Raw genomic sequence first — 19,787 nt, 5'->3', positions numbered from 1 at the left:
TCAGACGTCTGCGTCGTCCTCCTGCTCGAGCGCCACCGCTGCCCACTCGGCCGCCTCGAGGGCGATGGCCAGGTCCTCGTCGGGCTCTCCCCCGCCAGAGGGCTCCGGCCCACCGGGTCGGGCGGTCGCGGCCACCCGCTCGGTCAGCCCGGACCGGTCCAGGCCGCGCAGGTGGAGCAGGGTCAGCGGCTCGTCCTCCACCCACCACGCCACCTGGAGCAGCACCGCCAACGCGTGCGGGCAGGGATCGACCCAGGCGTCACAGGTGCAGGAGCTGCGCAGCCCGCCGTGGGGCACCAGCTCGACGCCCGACTCCTCCAGCCCCTCGTCGAGCTGGTCGGGCACCCGGCCGGACAGCAGGGTGCCGACCCAGCCAGCCGCCCCGGCCACCACCTCGGCGACGGTCTGCGCCTCGTCGGCCGAGAAGACCTCCACCTCCACCTGCACCGTCTGCACGTCGTCGCCCTCGCTCACCGCCGCGACGACCTGGCCGGCCTCGACACGGATCTCGCCCACCGCGCCCCGGCGCGCCAGCCGGGCCCCCTTCGTCCAGTCGCCGGGGTCGTAGGCCGACTCCTCCGCCTCGGAGGCGACGCTGCGCGCCCACCACCCCCGCACCGCCGCCGAGCGGCGTGGGGCGTGGCGGGGAAACGTACGCGAGGTCACCGCAGCGCCACCAGGTCGCGCAGCTCGTCGTCACCCAGCTCGGTCAGCGCCGCCTCGCCGCGCGCGAGCACCGCGTCGGCCAGGCTGCGCTTGCGCTCCAGCAGCTCGGCAATCCGCTCCTCGACGGTGCCCTGGGTGACCATCCGGTGCACCTGGACCGGCTTGGTCTGGCCGATCCGGTAGGCCCGGTCGGTGGCCTGCTCCTCGACCGCCGGGTTCCACCAGCGGTCGACGTGCACGACGTGGTCGGCCCGGGTCAGATTGAGGCCGGTGCCTCCGGCCTTGAGCGACAACAGGAAGACCGGCACCCGCTCGCCCGGGTCGTCGGACTGAAAGCGGCGCACCATCTCCTCCCGCTCGGCGACCGGCACCGATCCGTGCAGGAACTGGTGCGGCACGTGCGCGCGCCGCAGGTGGGTGGCGATCAGCTTGCCCATCGCGACGTACTGGGTGAAGACCAGCACCGCGCCCTCCTCGGCCAGCACCGTGCCGATCAGCTCGTCGAGCAGGTCGAGCTTCTCCGAGCGGCCGGTCAGCTTGGGGTTGGCCTGCTTGAGGAACTGCGCGGGGTGGTTGCAGATCTGCTTCAGCCCGGTCAGCATCGCCAGCACCAGGCCGCGGCGCTCCTCCGGCTCGGCGCGCTCGATCCGCTCCATCCGGTCCTTGACGAACGACTCGTAGAGCACCGCCTGCTCGCGGGTCAGCCCCAGCAGGTGATCGGTCTCGGTCTTCGGCGGCAGCTCCGGCGCGATGCCGGGGTCGGACTTGCGCCGCCGCAGCACGAACGGCTCGATCAGGTCGGCGAAGCGCTGCGTCACCTTCGGGTCGACCCCCGCCTCGATCGGCGCCGCCCACACCCGCCGGAAGGCGAGCCGGCTCCCCAGCAACCCTGGCACCACCCAGTCGAGGATCGCCCACAGCTCGGTGAGGTTGTTCTCCACCGGCGTGCCGGTCAGCGCCACCCGGGCCCGCGAGTCGATCGTGCGCAGCGCCCGGGCCGTCGCCGAGCCCGCGTTCTTGACGTGCTGCGCCTCGTCGGCGACGACGAGGTCCCACGCGACACCGGTCAGGCTCTCGGCGTCGTTGCGCATCGTCCCGTAGGTGGTGAGGACGAACCCGGCGTCCTTCCCCGCGCCCAGGCCGCTCAGCGAACGGCGGCCGCCGTGGAAGCGGCGTACGGGAACGCCCGGGGCGAACCGCTCGATCTCCGCCTGCCAGTTGCCGAGCAGCGAGGCCGGGCAGACCACCAGCGTCGGCCCGTCGAGGCCGGCCTCGCGGCGGTGCAGGTGGAGGGCGATCAGGGTGATCGTCTTGCCGAGCCCCATGTCGTCGGCGAGCACCGCCCCCAGGCCCAGACCGGTCAGCCGCGACAGCCAGGTCAGCCCCTGGCGCTGGTAGTCGCGCAGCGTCGCCGCCAGGGCGACCGGCACGTCGACCGGCGGGCCGCTCGCCGCCTGCCTGACGCTCGCCCGGAGCCGCTCGATAGAGGCGCCGGGGTGCACCTCGACGACCCGCTCCTTCTCGATCGGCAGGACCCCCGTCAGCGCCGCCGCGACCGCCTCGGCCGGGCGGGCGGTGCGGATCAGTCGCTTGCGGGCCCGCTGCGCGGTGGCGGCGTCGACGACCACCCAGTTGTCCCGCAGCTTGATGACCGGGCTCGCGGCGGTCGCGAGCTGCTCCATCTCCTCCTCGGTGAGGTCCTCGCCCCGCAACGAGACCTGCCAACGGAAGGCGAAGAGGTTCTCCGCCGAGAGGGTGGAGGACTGGAGCGGCGCGTCCTGCGACAGGGCGCCGCCGCGGGCCTCCACCACCGCCCGGCTGCTCAGCTCGCGGCCGATCGAACGCGGCCACAGCACGTCGACCCCGACCTCCCCGAGGGCGTCGAGGCCGTGGTCGAGCAGGTCGACGATCTCGTCGGAGTCGAGCACCAGCTCGTCGGGCACCCGCTGCTCGACCAGCCGCTCCAGGGGCGACCAGGCGTCGGCCGCCCGACGCAGCGCCGTGCTGGCGTGGGTGCGCGCTCGGTCGCCGAATCCGTGGGAGGCCTCAGGGCCCGACTCGAACCAGAGGGCGCTCGCGTCGGCCAGGTGCAGCGGGTTGCCGTCGGCGTGCACCTGCGGCACCAGCCGCAGCTCACCGGCGTACAGCTGCTCGTCGGCCGCCTCGACCCGCAGCGAGAGGGTGACGGCCTGAGGTCGGTCGTCGATGCCGTGGCTGCGGCGCACCCGCTTGAGCCGGGAGTCCAGGTCGCGGGCGAAGTCGGCCGGCTGGCGCCGGACCCGGCCGGGCTCGGTGACCCGGGTGACCTGGCTCGGCGCCTTGCGCGGGCTGGCGTCGACGACGGCGTCGACCATCCGGCGCACCACTCCCTCGGCGGCGGCCGGGTCGAGCCCGTCGGCGGCGCGGGCCGCGGCGATCTGCGCCATCTGGTCGTCGTCGGCCGCGGACAGCACCGGCACCCACCACGGCTGGTCGGCGTGCGGTCCGAACCGCCCCTCGGCCACCACCTTGAGCGCCAGGTGCGCCGCCCCTGCCAGCAGCACCACCGTCGGGTGCAGGTCGTGGCCGGAGCGGTGGGCACGCGAGAGCACCGGCAGCGCCGCGGTGATGGGCAGCTCCACGCTGCGGCGGCCCTCACCGGTGAACTCGATCACGCCCTCGCGCGGCGGCTCGGCCGATCGGAGGGTGGCCGGGCCGGAGGTGGGGACGAGACTCACGCGTCGACGGTAGCCGTCGGCGCCCACAGTTCGCCCGGACGTGGCGACTCGGCCCACGTCGCCACCACGTCGGAGACTCGGGCTTCATCGGCTCCACACCGCCCGCATCCGCCCGAGCGTCCGACGTGGTGGCGACCAGAGGGCCTACCCTCGGGGCCATGACGCTCCTCGACGCCCCCATCGCCCGCCTCGACGGCACCTCCGGCACGCTCCGCGACCTGACCGGCGGCAAGCCGGCACTGCTGGTCAACGTGGCCAGCAAGTGCGGCCTCACGCCGCAGTACTCCAAGCTCGAAGAGTTGCAGAAGACGTACGCCGACCGCGGCTTCACCGTCGTCGGCCTGCCGTGCAACCAGTTCATGGGCCAGGAGCCGGGCAGCGCCGACGAGATCGCGGAGTTCTGCTCCGCGACGTACGGCGTCACCTTCCCGATGAGCGAGAAGATCGAGGTCAACGGCGAGGGTCGTCACCCGATCTACACCGAGCTCACCCGGCTGGCCGACGAGGAGGGCAAGGACGGCGACGTGCAGTGGAACTTCGAGAAGTTCCTGGTCGACGCCGACGGCCGCCCCGTCGCCCGCTTCGCGCCGGCCACCTCACCCGACGCTCCCCACGTGGTCGCGGCCATCGAGGCGCAGCTGGCCTGAGACGTCGGCGTGGGGGCTCGGTGCGGGGGCGTCGGTGCTGATGCATCCGTGGGGTGACGGGCCTGCGTACGTCCGGCCGTTCGGGACCACTTGGTTGTGACGCACCCCACCGCGGCAATGAAGTGGTTGCCCGGGGCAACCGCCTCTAGAGTCCTCGGGTGACCACGACAGCAACCCCACCCGCAGCCGCGCCGGAGCCCACGCCGGAGAAGAGCGACAAGCTCGACCGTCAGCTCCTCCTGATCGCCGGTGTCGTCGTGCTCGGCGGCATCATGTCGATCCTCGACGTCACCGTCGTCTCGGTGGCGCTGAAGACCTTCGAGACGGAGTTCAACGCCACCACCGCCGACGTGGCGTGGACGATGACGGCCTACACGCTGGCGCTGGCCACCGTCATCCCGCTGACCGGGTGGGCGGCCGACCGGTTCGGCACCAAGCGGCTCTACCTGGTCGCCGTCACCCTCTTCACCATCGGCTCGGTGCTCTGCGCGCTCGCGCCCGACCTGACCTGGCTGATCATCTTCCGGGTCGTCCAGGGCCTCGGCGGCGGGATGCTGATGCCCCTGGGCATGACGATCCTGACCCGCGCCGCCGGGCCGGAGCGCCTCGGCCGCGTGATGGCCGTGATGGGCATCCCGATGCTGCTGGGCCCGATCTTCGGCCCCATCCTCGGCGGGTGGTTGATCGACATCGCCTCGTGGCACTGGATCTTCCTGATCAACCTGCCCATCGGCATCATCGGCCTGGTCTACGCCTCCAAGGTCCTCGCGCCCGACGACGTCGAGCCGTCGGAGACCTTCGACTTCATCGGCATGCTGCTGCTGTCGCCCGGCCTGGCGCTCTTCCTCTACGGCATCTCCTCCATCCCGGGCGCGCGTCAGGAGGAGGGCACCGCCTTCACCACCGAGGTCGTCGCCACCATGGCCCTCGGTGCGGTGCTGATCGCCGCGTTCGTGCCGTGGGCGTTGCGCAAGGCCAACATCCACCCGTTGATGGACCTGCGCCTGCTGCGCAACAAGAACCTCACGGTCGCGCTCATCACCATGTCGTTCTTCGCGATCGCCTTCTTCGGGGCCTCCCTGCTCTTCCCGCTCTACTTCCAGCGGGTCCGCGGTGAGGAGGCGCTCACCGCCGGCCTGCTGCTGGCCCCGCAGGGCGTCGGCGCGATGCTGACCATGCCGCTGGCCGGACTGCTGGCCGACCGCATCGGCCCCGGCAAGATCGTCATGACGGCCCTGGCGGTCATCGCGTTCGCGATGGGTCTCTTCACCCAGATCGACGACACCACGTCCTACGCCTACATGCTCGGCGCCCTCTTCATCATGGGGCTGGGCATGGGCGGGGCGATGATGCCGATCATGACCGCCGCGCTGGCGACGCTGAACAACCACTCGATCGCGCGCGGTTCGACGCTGCTCAACATCCAGCAGCAGGTGGCCGCCTCGATCGGCACGGCGATCTTCGCGACGCTGCTGACCAGCCAGATGCAGGACAAGACCTCGATCCAGGTGGCCGACGCGTTGGAGGAGGCCGGCGACGACCCGGCTGCGCAGGCCGGGGTGCTGGCCGAGTTCGGTCTCGACCCTGCCGGCCTCGAGGCCCTGCTGGCCAAGGTGCTGCCCGACATGGCTTCGTCGTTCGCCTCGGTCTTCACCGTCGCGACCGTGCTGGTCGCGCTCTGCCTCGTGCCGGCGTTCTTCCTGCCGCGCCGGAAGGTCCACGCGTCGGCGGAGCCGATCGTCCTCCACTGAGCCCGTTTGGGTGGGTCAGTCGCGAAGCACGGCGTCGGACTCGGCGACGGCCCGGAGGTTGACCAAGGTCTCCTCGAGGGCACGGCGCGTGTCCTTCAGCACCAGGAGGCGGAAGAAGGGGCGTACGACCGCGGGGTAGGCGGTGCCGTCCCACGTCTCGGTGACGCGCACCCGGTCACCCTCCGGCTGCAGCTCGTAGCGCCACACGTGGGCGCCGCGGTGCTTCCAGGCGATCAGCCGGTCGTCGGCGAACTCCACCACGGTGTTGGTCACGCGGTAGGGCAGACCCCGTCGCATGGCCACCGAGAACCGCGCGCCCTCACTCAGACGCTCTGGCGAGTCGACGATCTCCTGCACCTGGCCCGATCCGTCGATCCGGGAGTGCTGGTGTGGGTCGGCGAGGATGTCGAAGATCACCGACGCCGGCGCGTCGACGAGGATGCTGGCGGAGGCGGTGAGGTCCATGGAGCGAGGCTATCGACCCCGTCCACGGGCGGCGGCCCCGCTCGTCGTCGCAACTCATCCGCAGGTCACCCGTCGGGGGCCTCCCCTCGCAACTTCTTGGCCCGTTCGATTCCCTCGGCGACGCGTCCGCCGACCTTGTCCACTCCCGAGCGTGCCCGAACCGTGGCCCCGCTGCCGAGCTGTCGTACGCCCTGCACACCCCGGGAGCTCGTCTGGACGATCTTGTCGCGCGCGTCTCCGGCGGCTTCGCGCCAGCGCCTGCTCTCGAGTTGGCCTTGGGCTTTCTCAATGGCCAATCGGTCCCGGAACTCCACAATCGAATCGGAGACGGAGCGGGACGCCTGGACCACCTTGGGCGACTCAAAGGGGTTGGTCAACACCTTGTCGTTGGCGGTCGCCACGGCCGCCGCGACCCGGGACAGCAGGAACTCAGTGGTGTCCGCGATGAGTTCGATGCGGTTCTGCCGAGCCTTTCGCAGCCCCACCCGATGCAGGTCGAGCTCCTCAGGGGTGGCGTCGAGGACCCGATCGAGCTCCAGGATGCCCAGTGCGTCCTGTAGCTGGAAGCACCGCGCCAACAGTGCGAGCCACTCTTGGACGCCAGCTTGCAGCTCGCCGGTGACGTCGACGAGTTTGCCCATCCTCTGCTCACCCTCGAGCTTGGTGGCTAGGTCGTCGATCTTGCGCAGTGCATAGGTCTGGGTGCCGAAGATCGTGGGTTGCGAACCTTGGATCTTCGACCACGTCACCTCCGACACCCTGCCAACCGCCTCCCGGACAGTGATGGCCTCGTCGATCGCGAAGCCGACCCCACTGAGGTTGGCCACGAGGGCATCCTTCTGGTTGCGCAATACGTCGTCGAGCTTTGCGTCGATCGTCTCCAGGTAGTCAGTGATTTGGTCCATCGTTTGCTGCATGGCCAACTGCGCCATCAGTCCGGCTGCGCCGGTGAGCAGTGCTGGGTTGGTCAGTGCCGCCCCCGGTGTCTTGGCGAACTCCAAGATCATCTGGGTCTTCTTGGTGTCGGGGTTGACCAAGATCGCCCGGCTCGCGTCCGGGGTGGAACCCTTCATCGCCGTCCCTTGCTTGAGCGCGTGGGCGGACTTCTCGGTCAGCTGGACCCAGCGGCCTGAGGTCTGGGCAGCTTGGGCGGCTGCCTGGGTGCCTGCACTGCTGGCACCCAGCAGCGAAGTCAAGCGCGCCATCCCCAGGTCCCGCGATGGGAGGCCCTCGTCAGCCAGGTAACGCTCGATCGCCGCCGGGTCACCGAGCAGAGCGATGCCGTTACCGTCATTGATGACGGTGATCTCCCGGGAGACTTCAACCATGATGAGCCTTTCATTGCGCTCCTGACGGCGGACCTCCATCATCCTCCACAACCACCGGTGCCCGCTCACGAATTCGCCGGCAGCAACGACTCAACACCGACCTCGCCGTCCGACCGCCACCACGAGCTGCGCCCGATGCTCTACGTTGACCGCCATGAACTTTGACTCCGCGTTCGTGAAGCAGTCCCTGACTATCGGTGGGGCGCTCCTCGCCGCCCACATCGTGCTCCAGGTCGTCCTGCACCTGGTGATGGACCAGAGCTTCTTCGCCGGCGGCACGCCCTACTTCCTCGCCGCGACCATCGTCAACCTGCTGCTCTGGCTGGGCACCCTCGCCGCCCTCCCTGGGCTCGTGGCACTGGGCGTGGCGGCGGCTCGACCGGAGAGGTGAAGGCTCGCGGCCAGGACCTGGGGCCAGCGCTGCCGACGCGCCGCGGTCCCGTCGTGGCACCGCTGCTGCTGGCTCTGGTCTGCGGGGTCCCGATCCTCGCCGACCTCCGCGCCGCGTGGTGGGGCGGCGCCAGCGACCTCGGCCGCGCAGGGTCGGCGGCGATGCTGCTGGTCCTCGTGGTGCTGCCGTTGCTCCTGGCCGGACTCTTGGCGACCTACCGGGTCCACGTCGACGACATCGCCCTCACGTGGACGTGGCGGGGACGAGCGCGCCGCACGGTCCGGTTCGACGAGATGGACCAGGTGGTCGTCGGCAAGGAGCTCTTCCGGCGACCTTTCCGCCTCACCCGCGACGACGTCGTTGTGGTCCGGGTGACCACCGGCCCGCACCCTCGACAGGTCCGGGTCTCCACCGTCCTGGTCCGTACGCTCACCCCGCTGCTCGAGCACCTCGCACCATGGGTGGCGGCCCACCCGGAGCTCGTCGCGCCCGAGCAGCACGCGGCCCTCGACGAGCTGCTCGGTCGCACGTCACTGCCCCGCTGAGCACCGACAGCCCGGGTCAGGCCTGGACCGCCAGCACCAGCGGCATGACGGCCGACGCCCCGGCGTCGCGCAGCTGCTGGGCGGCCAGGGTGAGGCTCCAGCCGGTGTTGACCTGGTCGTCGACCAGGAGCACGCGGCGGTCCTGCACGGAGTCGTCGTCGACGAGGATGCGGGAGCGGCGGCGCACCGCAGCGACCCGTTGGGCGGAGTTGGTGGCGCCGGCGCCCGGCGGCACGTCAGCGTCGACGATCGCGAAGCTGCCGACCACCGGCACCTTCAGGTAGCGCGACAGGCCCTCGGCCAGGTCGTGGGTCAGGGCACCCCGGCGGGTCGACTCCACCACCACGATGGCGTCGACGCTCGGTCGCCAGTCGCCCAGCACCTGGATGACCGCCTGCACCAACGGCACGGGCACCGGACCGTCAGGGGTGTCGTCGCGCAGCAACTCGCGGAGCTGCTGGCCGTGGCCGAGGTCGGTGAGCCGGGCGACGGCTCGGCCGGTCTCTGCCTGACCGGAGATCTTGCCCTTCAGCTCGATGCCGAGGTTGGCCAGCGCGGTGGGCCACATCTTGCGGGGTTCGACCGGCACACCGGGTCGGCTCAGTTGCTGCTGCGCCGCCTCGATGGCGTCCTCTGAGATGGCGGCGTCAAGCGTGAGACCACCGCAGTTGTCGCAGCGCCCGCAGTCGACCGCCTCGGGGTCGTCGAGCTGCTCCCGCAGATAACGCATCCGGCAGAGGTCGGTGTCCAGGTAGGCCCGCATCGCTGCCTGCTCGCGTTCGCGGGCCTCGGTGACACGGGCATACCGTTCGGCGTCGTACGTCCACGGTTGCCCCGTCGCTTCCCAGCCACCGCGCACGCGGCGTACGGCCCCGTCGACATCGAGCACCTTGAGCATCGTCTCGAGTCGGTTGCGGCTGAGGTCGACGTAGGTCTCCAACCCGGCGGTGCTCATGGTGCCCTGAGCGGCGAGCACCTCGAGGGTCTGGCGCACCTGCTCCTCGCGCGGGAAGGCGAGCGAGGCGAAGTAGGCCCAGATGTCCCGGTCCTCGGGCTGCGGCAGCAGCGTGACGACGGCGTCGTCGGTGCCGCGGCCGGCGCGCCCCACCTGCTGGTAGTAGGCGACCGGGGAGCTGGGGGCACCGAGGTTGACGACGAAGCCGAGGGTGGCGTCGAATCCCATGCCCAGCGCACTGGTGGCGACGAGTGCCTTGACCCGGCCGGCGACCAGGTCGGCCTCGAGCCGGTGGCGCTCCTCGGCCTCGGTCTGGCCGGAGTAGGCGGCCACCTCGTGACCGCGTTGGCGCAGGTAGGCGGAGACCTCTTGGGTGGCGGCCACGGTCAAGCAGTAGATGATCCCTGATCCGGGCTGGGTGGCCAGGTGGTCGGCCAGCCAGGCGAGCCGTTGCTCGGGGGTCTTGAGCTTGAGCACGCCGAGGCGCAGCGACTCGCGGTCGAGGGTGCCGCGCAGCACGAGCACGTCGTCGAGCTGGCGCGATCCGCTGAGCTGCTCGGCGACGTCGCCGGTCACCCGGGCGTTGGCGGTCGCCGTGGTGGCGAGCACCGGAATGCCGGTGGGCAGCTCGTCGAGCAGGGTCCGGATCCGTCGGTAGTCGGGCCGGAAGTCGTGGCCCCAGTCGGAGATGCAGTGCGCCTCGTCGACCACGAGCAGGCCGCAGGTAGCGGCCAGGCGCGGCAGGACCTCGTCCCTGAACCCGGGGTTGTTCAGTCGCTCGGGGCTGACCAGCAGCACGTCGACCTCGCCGTTGTTGATGGCGGCGTGGATCGGCTCCCACTGCTCGTTGTTGGTGGAGTTGATGGTGACCGCACGGATGCCGGCCCTCTCGGCGGCCGCGATCTGGTTGCGCATCAACGCGAGCAGCGGCGAGACGATCACCGTCGGTCCAGCGCCGGCCTCACGCAGCAGCAGGGTGGCGACGAAGTAGACCGCCGACTTGCCCCACCCGGTGCGCTGCACGACCAGGGCACGACGCCGGTCGACGGCCAGCGCCTCGATCGCGGACCACTGGTCCTCACGCAGCACGGCGTCATCACGCCCGACCAGGGAGCGCAGTTGGCGCTCGGCTGAGTCGCGGGCAGGGGTGCGCTGGAGTGGCTGCGCGGTGGAAGTCATGCCCACTGTCTAACAGGCGACACCGACGGTTGTCGCACGTCTAGTCTCTGCCCCAGGTGCGACTGCGCAACTACTTGTATCGACGTGTTCCCAAGACTGAGGATCCCCTCGTCTGGTCTCCTCGCTGCTTGAGCTCCATGTCAATCGCGAGCGCCGACGCGAGCACCAGGCTCCGGAAGGGTTCTTCGAGCGGCTGGTGCATCTGCACGACGTAGTTGTCCGCCTTCGTGAACCGCTCTTTGGCCCAACCGGCCCACGTCTTGGTGATACGTGCGACCTCAACCTCGGCGGGATCGCAGACTCTGAAGTCCCACTCCTTTGAGCTCTCGGCGTGGACCGACCCGAGGCGCTGACCGTTCGCCTCAAGACCGAACCGAGCATGACCGGACTTGCCCAGCCCTGCTGCCGCTGCTGACATCTTCCCTTGAACGCTGGCGACTGCGGTGCCGGCAAAAATTCCTGCGATGCCGCCGATGGCGCCTGTCACGATCGCCGTAGTGCTGTCGACACCAGCCTTCGCGGCTTCGCCGGCAGCTCCTTTGATCCCGTGAGACTCGTGCGCGATATGACCGACCGGCGCACCGCCCGGACCGTCAATGACCAACTTCGCCTTCATCTGGAAGAACCCCAACCTCGGGCGGGTCATGGCGAGGAGGATCCGGCCGTCCATGTCGACCACTCGGAAACGATGTTCTCGCCTCTCTTCCGAGCGCCCCCAATATTTGTCACTCAGCGTGGTGGCGAGGTCACGTCGCAGTTCTTCGACCATCCCGAGCTGGTGACCATGCTGGTCGTAGATGGCGTATCCCAGCTTCTTGCCGAAGACCTTCACCTTCTGGTTGACCACGAGCACCTGCTCCGTGAACAGAGTGCTACCCACAACCCCCTGCACGGGAGCGACGGTGCACGACTGTCGTGCGCCCTCCTGGCTCGCCAAGACATCGGTCACACCCACCATCTGGGCTACCGGTAGGTCAACGCCTGGGACACCGCGCGAATGCACGTGCTCGGTCCACCGACTGCCGTCCCAGTAACGAAGTTCGTGACGACCGAAAGGATCGGCGTGCCACGCAGCTGGGACGTTGTTGTGCATGTCAAGAAGTTACCAACGGCGCCGGCGCTAATCCGTCGAATCGAGCAGCCTGCAAAAGTGCGGTGCGAAAGCTCACCACTTCCGCCAGTCACTGTCAGTGCCGTTCGACCGGCGGCAACCGAGCTGTGGCGCGCCCGCGAGTGCAGCTCCACCACCGCGACGCGCAACTGCGGGCGCTCGGTGAGCGCACCACCCGGCCAGGGCACGCGCACCTCGATGGCGGCGCATCGATCTTGGTCTTGCCGCCGACGGCTGAGCTGCTGCTGAGGTATGCAGGCTGGTGCCCGTCACTGCCGTGAGCAGCAATACCACCAGCACCTCATGCGCGCCGCACGCTCGATGCACCGGTCTCCATCACCAGATGCGGACGCGCTGCTCCGGATCGAGCCAGAGCCCGTCGCCCGGCTCGGTGCCGAAGACCTCGTGGAACTCGTCGAGGTTGCGCACGATGTTGGCGCGGAACTCCGGCGGCGAGTGCGGGTCGATCGTGAGGTACTGAAGGTCGAGCTCCTTGCGGCGCTTGGTGCGCCAGCAGTAGGCCCAGTTGAGGAAGACCTTGCGCTTCTGCTCCTCGGTCTCCGAGCCGGCCGCGGCGATCAGGAACGCCTTGTAGCCGATGGTCAGGCCACCGAGGTCGCCGATGTTCTCGCCGACGGTCAGCTGACCGTTGACCCGCTCACCGGGCAGGGCGCGGGGCTCGAAGGCGTCGTACTGCTCAATGAGGGCCTTCGACTTTGCCTCGAAGGCGGTCTTGTCCTCGGCGGTCCACCAGTCGTTGAGGTTGCCCTCGCCGTCGTACTGCGCGCCCTGGTCGTCGAAGCCGTGGCCGATCTCGTGACCGATCACCGCGCCGATGCCGCCGTAGTTCTCCGCGGGGTCGGCGTCGGGGTCGAAGAACGGCTTCTGCAGGATGCCCGCGGGGAAGCAGATCTCGTTGGTGCCGGGGTTGTAGTAGGCGTTGACCGTCTGCGGGAGCATGAACCACTCGTCGCGGTCGACCGGCGAGCCGATCTTGCCCAGCTCGCGGTCGGTCTCGAACGCGGCGGCCGAGCGCACGTTGGCGACCAGGTCGCCCTCGACCACCTCGAGCTTCGAGTAGTCGCGGAACTTCTTCGGGTAGCCGATCTTGGGCCGGAAGGTGGCCAGCTTCTCGTAGGCCCGCTGCTTCGTCTCCTCGGTCATCCAGTCGAGCGCCTCGATGGACTCCCGGTAGGCCTTGAGCAGGTTGTCGACCAGCTCGTCCATCAGCTCCTTCGAGCGCGGCGGGAAGTGGCGCGCCACGTACTCCCGGCCCACCGCCTCACCCATCGCGCCCTCGACGAAGGCGACGCCCCGCTTCCAGCGCTCGCGCAGCTCGGGCGTACCGGAGAGGGTGCGGCCGTAGAAGTCGAAGTTGGTCTCGACGAAGTCGTCGGTGAGGTACGCCGCCAGGTTGCGCAGCACCTTGGCGCGCAGGTAGGGCTTCCAGGTCTCCACCGGCTCGTCGGCCAGGATCCCCGAGAGGTGCTCGAAGTAGGAGGGCTGGCGCACGCAGACCTCGGCGATGGTCGCGTCGCTGCCACCCAGGGCGTCGACCCACCCGGACCAGTCGATCGACGGGGCGAGCGCGTCGAGCTGCTCGCGCGTCATCAGGTTGTACGTCCGCTGCACGTCGCGGGTCTCCGCGCGCTCCCAGTGCCCCTCGGCGAGCCGCGTCTCCAACGCCAGCACCGCCTCGGCCTGCTCGGCGCCGTCGGCCACCTCGGCGAGCCGGAAGAGCTCGGTCAGGTAGGCGACGTACTTCTCGCGGACCTCGGCGAACTTGTCGTCGGAGTAGTAGGACTCGTCGGGCAGACCCAGCCCACCCTGGGTCAGGTTGACCACGTAACGGTCGGACTGCTTGGCGTCGGTGTCGACGTAGGAGCCGAAGAGGCCCCCGCCGCCGGTGCGCTCGTACGCACCCAGGAACGCCCACAGCTGCTCGCGGGTCTCCAGCTCGTCGACGCCCAGGAGCAGCGGCGCCACCGGCGCAGCACCGGCCGCGTTGATGGCGTCGGTGTCCATGAAGGTGGAGTAGAGCACCGCGATCTTGCGGGCGTCCTCGGCATTCGCCGCGTCCTGGGTCGCACCCGATGACAGCTCGGTGATGATCTCGCGCACGTGGGCCTCCGCCGCGTCGGCGAGCGTCACGAACGGCCCCCACGAGCTGCGGTCGGCCGGGATCTCGGCCGTCTCCAACCACGTGCCGTTGACATGACCGAAGAGGTCGTCCTGCGGGCGGATGTCGAGGTTCATGCCCTCACGGGCGTCATCGAGGATCGTCACGCCGTCACACTAGCGGCCTCCCCCGACACCGCCGACCGCTCAGGAGACGCGCACGACCAACTTGCCGACCGCACGGCGCTCGTCGAGCACGCGTAGTGCGTCGGCGACGTCGTCGAGCACGTAGTCGGCGTCGATCGGCGGGTCGACGATGCCGGCCTCGATCATCGGCAGCAGGGCGCGCCACTGGTCGGCGATGTAGCCGGGCCGGACCATCGCGTACGCCCCCCAGCCGACCCCACGCACGTCGACGTTGTTGAGGAGCAGGCGGTTGACCTTGACCTGGGGGATCCCCTCCCCGGAGGCGAATCCCACGACCATCAGCCGTCCGAGCGGGGCCAGGGCCCGCAGCGAGTCGGTGAAGAGGGGGCCGCCGACGACGTCCACGACCACGTCGACGCCCTTGCCCGAGGTGAGCTCCTGCACCTGCTCCAGGAAGCCGTCGGCGAGGATCACCTCCTCCGCCCCGGCAGCGCGGGCGACCTCGGCCTTCTCCGGCGTGGAGACCACGCCGATCGGCCGGGCGCCCATGCCGCGGGCCACCTGGATCGTGGCGGTGCCGACGCCACCGGAGGCGCCGTGCACGAGCACCGTCTCCCCCGGCTTCAGCTGCGCCCGCTCTGCGAGGGTGAACTGGGCGGTCAGGTAGTTCATGCCCAGGGCCGCGCCTTGGTCGAAGAAGATGCTGTCGGGCAGCGGCACCACGGCGTCCTCGGGCACCGCCACCAGCTCGGCGGCGCCGCCGTAGGGCATCATCCCGGCGACCCGCTGGCCCACCTCGAAGCCCTCGACGCCCTCGCCGAGCGCCTCCACGGTGCCGGCGACGTCGACGCCCAGGGTGAAGGGCACCCGCGGCCGGAGCTGGTACTGCCCCTTGGAGAGGAGCAGGTCGGGGAAGGCGAGCCCCACGCTGTGCACCCGCACGAGCACGGTGCCGGGCAGGGCGGTGGCGTCGGGCACGTCGACGACCTTCACGCCGTCGGGACCGATGGGCTGGATCACCTGGGCTGCACGCATGGGGCCACCCTAGGGAATGCATCCGACCTTGGGCAGGGGCGGTGCGCACGACCGTCGACGTGCGGTGCGCTCACCCCCCCCACGTCGGAGACTCGGCCTCCCTGAGGCCCCGGAAGCGATGTCGGGCCCGAACTTCCGACGTGGTGGTCACGCAATCCGTGTGCCGACCCGAAATGATTCGGCACGTTCCCGATCCGGGGGCATGATGTGCCGGTGACTGACCCGCTCATCGACAACGTGATCGACACCGTCGGTGACCAGGAGGTCGGCCGTGAGCTGCCCAAGGACCTGCCCCGGGCGCTGCGCCCCTTCAAGGTGCCGGCCTACCGACGCCTGGCCGTCTCGCTCAGCTTCGGCGCCTTCGCCAGCGGCGTGTGGATCATCGCGCTGGTCTGGGAGGTCTTCCGGCTGGGCGGCTCGGCCGGTGACCTGTCCTTCGTCTCCGCCGCGGCCGCCGTCGGCGTCATCCTCCCCGCCCTCTTCGCCGGGGTGGTCGCCGACCGGGTCACCCAGAAGTACGTCCTCATCGGCGTCGCCGCGGTCGAGACGACCGGCTTCGGCCTCGCCGGGCTGCTGGCCTGGGGCGACCTGACGAGCATCTGGGTGCTCGCCGCGATCGCCTTCGGCACCGGCACGGCGATGGCCTTCTACTACCCGGCCTACTCGGCGATGCTGCCCTCGATCGTGCCCGAGCAGGACCTGATGGCCGTCAACGGCTTCGAGGGCATGGTGCGCCCCACCATCTCCCAGGCCATCGGCCCGGCGGTGGCCGGACTGGTGGTCGGGGCCGCCGCCCCGGCCGCGGCCTTCGGCATCGCCTCAGCCTCCATGTTCTGCGCGTTGCTCGCCCTCGTCTCCGTGCCGCGTACGCCCCTGCGACGCACCCTGGACCCCGCGCACGCCGCGCACCCGGTGCGCTCGGCGCTGACCGACATGCGGGAGGGGTTCGCCTACATGCTGCGGACCCCGTGGCTGCTGGCCACGCTGTCCTTCGCCTGCCTGATGCTGCTGGTGATGATGGGTCCGCTGGAGGTGCTGATCCCCTTCATGATCAAGAGCGAGCTGGGTGGCGACGCCAGCGACCACTCGCTCGTGCTCGCGGCCTTCGGCATCGGCGGTGCCCTGGGCTCGTTCGTGATGTCGTCGATCCGGATGCCGCGGCGCTACCTGACGCTGCTGATCCTCGGATGGGGTGTCTCCGGCCTGCCCTTCCTCGTGATCGCGCACGCCGACTCGGTGTGGACGATGGTCGCCGCGGGCGGGGTGATGGGGGCGCTCTTCTCCGCCCCCATGGTCATCTGGGGCACGCTGCTGCAGCGCCGCGTGCCGCCCGAGCTGCTGGGCCGGGTCTCCTCGCTCGACTTCTTCGTCTCCATCGCCTTGATGCCGGTCTCGATGGCGCTCGCCGCCCCGGTCGCCGACGCGATCGGCCTGGAGCTCACCTTCTACATCGCGGCCCTGGCCCCGGTGGTCTTCTCCGTCGCGGCCGTCGTGTGGGGGCGTACGACCTCGGACGAGGTGGCGCACCCACTCACCTGAGGCGCCCCGGGAGGTTTGGAACCGGGCCGCAGGTGGGACTTCCCCCGAGCGCCTCGCCGTGGAAAGGTCGGGGGCACCCGAACGCAGGAGGATCCATGGCGACACAGGATGCGGTCTCCGTCGAGAAGGCGAAGCGAGGAGCCTTCTCGTCGCGCAAGGTGTTCATCTTCGCGGCCATCGGCTCAGCCGTCGGGCTGGGCAACATCTGGCGCTTTCCCTACGTGGCCTACGACAACGGCGCGGGCGCGTTCCTCATCCCCTACCTGGTCGCCCTGGTGTGCGCCGGGATCCCGTTCCTCTACCTGGACTACGCGCTGGGTCACCGTTTCCGCGGCTCCGCCCCGCTCTCCTTCGCCCGGCTGAGCCGCCCCGCCGAGGCGATCGGCTGGTGGCAGGTCGGCATCTGCTTCATGATCGCGGTCTACTACGCGGCGGTCATCGCCTGGGCGCTGAGCTACACCGTCTTCTCTTTCGACAAGTCGTGGGGCGACGACCCCGGCGGCTACTTCACCGGCGAGTTCCTGAAGGTCGGCGAGGTCGGGGTCGACCTCGACGTCGTCGTCGGCGTCCTGGTGCCGATGCTCGTCGTCTGGCTGGCGGTCGTCGTGATCATGGTGGCCGGTGTGGAGAAGGGCATCGGCTTCACCTCGGTGGTCGGCATCCCGGTGCTGATCCTGGCCTTCCTCGCTCTCGTGATCCGGGCGCTCTTCCTGCCCGGTGCGATGGACGGCCTGGAGGAGTTCTTCACCCCCGACTGGGCGGCGCTGCGCGAACCGGGCGTGTGGGCCGCGGCCTTCGGCCAGATCTTCTTCTCGCTCTCCATCGGCTTCGGCATCATGATCACCTACTCCTCCTACGTCGACCGCAAGACCGACATGACCGGTTCGGGCGCCGTGGTGGCCTTCTCCAACTCCGGCTTCGAGCTGCTCGCCGGCATCGGCATCTTCGCGGCCCTGGGCTTCATGTCCCAGGCCAGCGGCGACCCGGTCGGCAAGGTGCTCGGCTCCGGTGGTGTCGGGCTGGCCTTCATCGGTTTCCCGACGATCATCAGCGAGGCCCCGTGGGGGGCCTTCATCGGCGTGATGTTCTTCGGTTCGCTGGTGGTGGCCGGACTCACCTCGCTGGTGTCGGTGCTGGAGGTCGTCGTCTCGGCGGTGCGCGACAAGTTCGACCTGCCCCGCAAGGTGGCCGCAGCAGCGGTCAGCATCCCCTGCGCGATCATCAGCCTGATCTTCTTCTCGACCGCGAGCGGGCTCTACATCCTCGACATCATCGACCACTTCATCAACCAGTTCGGCATCCTGCTGGTCGCGACCGTCGCGATGGTCGTCGTGGCCTGGTCGCTGCGCGCGCTCCCGCTGCTGGCCGACCACATGAACGCAGGTGGGTCGATCAAGCTCCTGCTCTGGTGGAAGGTCCTGGTGGGCGGCCTCGTGCCTGTCGCCCTGGCCTACATGCTCTTCGAGGCGTTCCGGATCGACGTGGAGACGCCCTACGAGGGCTACCCGACGTGGATGCTGGCGCTCTTCGGCTGGGGTTCCGCGGCCGCCGTGATGGTCCTGGGCTACGTCCTGGCACCGATGCCGTGGCGCAAGGACACGTCGCTGGAGGACCCCGGCCTCGACGCACCACCCCATGACGGGGTGCCCACAACGCCCACCGCCCGGACGACGAAGGAAGGGGTCGAGCGATGAGCACCACCTCGATCATCATGATGATCATCTCGATGCTGATCGTGTGGGGAGGTCTGGCGCTGTCGATCGTCAACCTCGTGCGCAGCGACCGGCGCCAGCCGGGCGCAGGCGGTCACCCCGACGGTGAGCACCTGACTCGCGACCTGTGACGACCACCTGCGAGGCGCGGCGGCCCATCGACGGCCGCGTCCTGCACCTCGTGCTGGGATGGGGACCATGACTTCTCACGACGCCTCGGGCGTGCGCTTCGGCATCGACTTCGGTGGCACCGGCATCAAGGGCGCGGTCGTCGACCTCGAGCGCGGCGACTTCGCCGCCGACCGGATCAAGATCGCCACCCCGCAGGAGTCGACTCCCGACGCGGTCGTGGAGATCTTCCGCGAGATCCTCGACGCCCATCCGGAGGTCACCGGCCCCGTGGGTGTGACCGTGCCCGGCATCGTGCGCCGCGGCGTCGTGGGGCTCGCACCCAACATCCATCCCTCGTGGCAGGGCGTGGATGCCGACGCGCTGCTCGAGGACCGGCTCCAGCGTCAGGTGCACGTCGTCAACGACGCCGACGCCGCCGGCTACGCCGAGGCCGCCCGGGGCGCCGCGCAGGGGCGTACGGGTGTGGTGCTGGTGACCACCCTCGGCACCGGCATCGGCTCCGCGCTGCTGCACGACGGCGTGCTGGTGCCCAACGTCGAGCTGGGCCACCTGGAGATCGGGGGCCGGGTGGCGGAGAGGTGGGCCTCGGCGAAGGTGAAGAAGACCGAGGACATCTCCTACGAGGAGTGGGCCGAGCGACTCACGGTCTACTACCGCCACGTGGTGAGGCTCTTCTCCCCCGACCTGGTCGTGGTCGGTGGTGGGGTCAGCAAGAACCACGACAAGTTCCTGCACCTGATCGACGTCGACGTCGAAATGGTGCCGGCCCACCTGGAGAACCGCGCGGGGATCGTCGGCGCGGCCCTGCTCGCGGGCAACTGAAGAGCGCGGCCCTGCTCGCGGACAGCTGAACAGCGCGGTCGCTCAGTCGTCCTCGACGACGGCCCTGATGGCCTCGGTCGCGCCCTCAAGGTAGCGGCGTACGACCTCGCGCTCCTCGTCGGTGAAGGCGGCGTCGTTGGCGAGCAGCCCCAGGATCATCTGCTGCAGGTGGCCGCGGGCGTCCGCACGGCCGGAGTCGGTGATGTGCACCCCCGTACGCCGGCGGTCGCCGGGGTGGGGGCGGCGCTCGACGTGGCCGCGGGCCTCGAGGCGGTCGACGATGCCGGTGGCTGCGGCGGTGGTGACGTCGAGGGCGCGGGCGATGTCGGCGGGCCCCATCACCTCTCGGGTGAGCAGGTCGAGGGCGCTGAGCTCGGTGGGGCTCAACCCGCTGCGCCGGGAGACGGCGTGGTGGAGGCGCGAGCTGACCCGGGTGAGATCGCGGATGGCCTCCAGCGACGCACTCGTCTCGGGGCGAGGCACGCTCATCCTCCTCCTCGGACGTGTGGGGATATTCGTGGGCCGGT

Annotated in this window: 17 protein-coding genes and 1 pseudogene; 8 read left to right on the top strand and 10 right to left on the bottom strand. The window is 70.0% G+C overall.

Going from position 1 to position 19,787, the window contains the following annotated elements:
- Positions 1-666, bottom strand: coding sequence for an SWIM zinc finger family protein (locus IEQ44_RS07755; RefSeq protein ID WP_193637879.1), 666 nt, complete (start codon positions 664-666; stop codon positions 1-3).
- Entirely contained in the window at positions 663-3,383 is a 2,721-nt protein-coding gene (locus IEQ44_RS07750) for a DEAD/DEAH box helicase (RefSeq protein WP_193637878.1), read from the bottom strand. Before IEQ44_RS07750 ends, IEQ44_RS07755 begins: the two co-directional genes overlap by 4 nt.
- 158 nt (positions 3,384-3,541) lie before the next feature.
- On the opposite strand from IEQ44_RS07750, the gene IEQ44_RS07745 reads away from it, so the two are divergent.
- Both IEQ44_RS07745 and IEQ44_RS07740 read left to right on the top strand, forming a co-directional pair.
- A complete protein-coding gene (locus IEQ44_RS07745) occupies positions 3,542-4,030 on the top strand; it encodes a glutathione peroxidase (protein ID WP_193637877.1) in 489 nt (162 codons plus the stop codon).
- Positions 4,031-4,188: 158 nt separating this feature from the next.
- Positions 4,189-5,781, top strand: a complete 1,593-nt coding sequence (locus tag IEQ44_RS07740; RefSeq protein WP_193637876.1) for a DHA2 family efflux MFS transporter permease subunit — start codon at positions 4,189-4,191, stop codon at positions 5,779-5,781.
- Positions 5,782-5,796: 15 nt separating this feature from the next.
- Here the strand turns inward: IEQ44_RS07740 and IEQ44_RS07735 are convergent, their stop codons facing one another.
- A complete protein-coding gene (locus tag IEQ44_RS07735; protein ID WP_193637875.1) occupies positions 5,797-6,246 on the bottom strand; it encodes an SRPBCC family protein in 450 nt (149 codons plus the stop codon).
- Between the two features lie 65 nt (positions 6,247-6,311).
- The gene (locus tag IEQ44_RS07730; RefSeq protein WP_227487120.1) at positions 6,312-7,616 is read right to left on the bottom strand and encodes a hypothetical protein; all 1,305 of its coding nucleotides are present in this window, start codon (positions 7,614-7,616) and stop codon (positions 6,312-6,314) included.
- 112 nt (positions 7,617-7,728) lie between these two features.
- Between IEQ44_RS07730 and IEQ44_RS07725 the strand changes: the two genes are divergently transcribed.
- Entirely contained in the window at positions 7,729-7,965 is a 237-nt protein-coding gene (locus tag IEQ44_RS07725) for a hypothetical protein (protein WP_193637874.1), read from the top strand.
- Positions 7,962-8,510, top strand: a complete 549-nt coding sequence (locus IEQ44_RS07720; protein ID WP_193637873.1) for a hypothetical protein — start codon at positions 7,962-7,964, stop codon at positions 8,508-8,510. The genes IEQ44_RS07725 and IEQ44_RS07720 overlap by 4 nt, the downstream gene beginning before the upstream one ends.
- Positions 8,511-8,526: 16 nt before the next feature.
- On the opposite strand, the gene IEQ44_RS07715 is transcribed toward IEQ44_RS07720, so the two are convergent.
- The 5 genes and pseudogenes from IEQ44_RS07715 to IEQ44_RS07700 all read right to left on the bottom strand — a co-directional run bounded on the left by IEQ44_RS07715 (position 8,527) and on the right by IEQ44_RS07700 (position 15,055).
- On the bottom strand, positions 8,527-10,644 hold the full coding sequence (locus tag IEQ44_RS07715; RefSeq protein WP_193637872.1) for a RecQ family ATP-dependent DNA helicase: 2,118 nt from the start codon (positions 10,642-10,644) through the stop codon (positions 8,527-8,529).
- A gap of 70 nt (positions 10,645-10,714) precedes the next feature.
- Entirely contained in the window at positions 10,715-11,491 is a 777-nt protein-coding gene (locus IEQ44_RS17890) for a phospholipid scramblase-related protein (protein ID WP_319804562.1), read from the bottom strand.
- A gap of 150 nt (positions 11,492-11,641) precedes the next feature.
- Positions 11,642-11,737 (bottom strand): annotated as a pseudogene (locus tag IEQ44_RS18035) (DUF2510 domain-containing protein); the annotation flags it as partial.
- 354 nt (positions 11,738-12,091) lie between these two features.
- Positions 12,092-14,011, bottom strand: coding sequence for a M13 family metallopeptidase (locus tag IEQ44_RS07705; protein ID WP_193638001.1), 1,920 nt, complete (start codon positions 14,009-14,011; stop codon positions 12,092-12,094).
- A gap of 69 nt (positions 14,012-14,080) precedes the next feature.
- Positions 14,081-15,055: an NADPH:quinone oxidoreductase family protein gene (locus IEQ44_RS07700; protein WP_193637870.1), complete on the bottom strand. Its 975-nt coding sequence runs from the start codon at positions 15,053-15,055 to the stop codon at positions 14,081-14,083.
- Between the two features lie 213 nt (positions 15,056-15,268).
- Between IEQ44_RS07700 and IEQ44_RS07695 the strand changes: the two genes are divergently transcribed.
- The 4 genes from IEQ44_RS07695 to ppgK all read left to right on the top strand — a co-directional run bounded on the left by IEQ44_RS07695 (position 15,269) and on the right by ppgK (position 19,260).
- Complete coding sequence (locus IEQ44_RS07695; protein ID WP_319804561.1) at positions 15,269-16,594, top strand: MFS transporter; 1,326 nt, start codon at positions 15,269-15,271, stop codon at positions 16,592-16,594.
- A gap of 95 nt (positions 16,595-16,689) precedes the next feature.
- Positions 16,690-18,288, top strand: coding sequence for a sodium-dependent transporter (locus IEQ44_RS07690; RefSeq protein WP_193637869.1), 1,599 nt, complete (start codon positions 16,690-16,692; stop codon positions 18,286-18,288).
- Positions 18,285-18,437 (top strand): methionine/alanine import family NSS transporter small subunit, encoded by a 153-nt coding sequence (locus IEQ44_RS07685; protein ID WP_193637868.1) that lies wholly within the window; start codon positions 18,285-18,287, stop codon positions 18,435-18,437. The genes IEQ44_RS07690 and IEQ44_RS07685 overlap by 4 nt, the downstream gene beginning before the upstream one ends.
- Positions 18,438-18,504: 67 nt before the next feature.
- On the top strand, positions 18,505-19,260 hold the full coding sequence (gene ppgK, locus IEQ44_RS07680) for a polyphosphate--glucose phosphotransferase (RefSeq protein ID WP_193637867.1): 756 nt from the start codon (positions 18,505-18,507) through the stop codon (positions 19,258-19,260).
- Positions 19,261-19,302: 42 nt separating this feature from the next.
- Here ppgK and IEQ44_RS07675 read toward each other — a convergent pair whose 3' ends face one another.
- Positions 19,303-19,743 (bottom strand): MarR family winged helix-turn-helix transcriptional regulator, encoded by a 441-nt coding sequence (locus tag IEQ44_RS07675; protein ID WP_319804560.1) that lies wholly within the window; start codon positions 19,741-19,743, stop codon positions 19,303-19,305.
- Positions 19,744-19,787: the final 44 nt, after the last annotated feature.

Source organism: Nocardioides malaquae (genome assembly GCF_015070385.1).
In the GTDB taxonomy this organism is placed as follows: domain Bacteria; phylum Actinomycetota; class Actinomycetes; order Propionibacteriales; family Nocardioidaceae; genus Nocardioides; species Nocardioides malaquae.
The sequence above is the reverse complement of the archived record's forward strand: the minus strand, read 5'-3'. Positions and strand labels throughout refer to the sequence as shown.

Bases quoted from the DNA above. Each gene is read 5' to 3' on its own strand.
- IEQ44_RS07745 (WP_193637877.1), top strand. From the start codon at position 3,542: ATGACGCTCCTCGACGCCCCCATCGCCCGCCTCGACGGCACCTCCGGC.
- IEQ44_RS07735 (WP_193637875.1), bottom strand. From the start codon at position 6,246: ATGGACCTCACCGCCTCCGCCAGCATCCTCGTCGACGCGCCGGCGTCG.
- IEQ44_RS07730 (WP_227487120.1), bottom strand. From the start codon at position 7,616: ATGATGGAGGTCCGCCGTCAGGAGCGCAATGAAAGGCTCATCATGGTT.
- IEQ44_RS07725 (WP_193637874.1), top strand. From the start codon at position 7,729: ATGAACTTTGACTCCGCGTTCGTGAAGCAGTCCCTGACTATCGGTGGG.
- IEQ44_RS07715 (WP_193637872.1), bottom strand. From the start codon at position 10,644: ATGACTTCCACCGCGCAGCCACTCCAGCGCACCCCTGCCCGCGACTCA.
- IEQ44_RS07705 (WP_193638001.1), bottom strand. From the start codon at position 14,011: ATGAACCTCGACATCCGCCCGCAGGACGACCTCTTCGGTCATGTCAAC.
- IEQ44_RS07700 (WP_193637870.1), bottom strand. From the start codon at position 15,055: ATGCGTGCAGCCCAGGTGATCCAGCCCATCGGTCCCGACGGCGTGAAG.
- IEQ44_RS07690 (WP_193637869.1), top strand. From the start codon at position 16,690: ATGGCGACACAGGATGCGGTCTCCGTCGAGAAGGCGAAGCGAGGAGCC.
- IEQ44_RS07685 (WP_193637868.1), top strand. From the start codon at position 18,285: ATGAGCACCACCTCGATCATCATGATGATCATCTCGATGCTGATCGTG.
- ppgK (WP_193637867.1), top strand. From the start codon at position 18,505: ATGACTTCTCACGACGCCTCGGGCGTGCGCTTCGGCATCGACTTCGGT.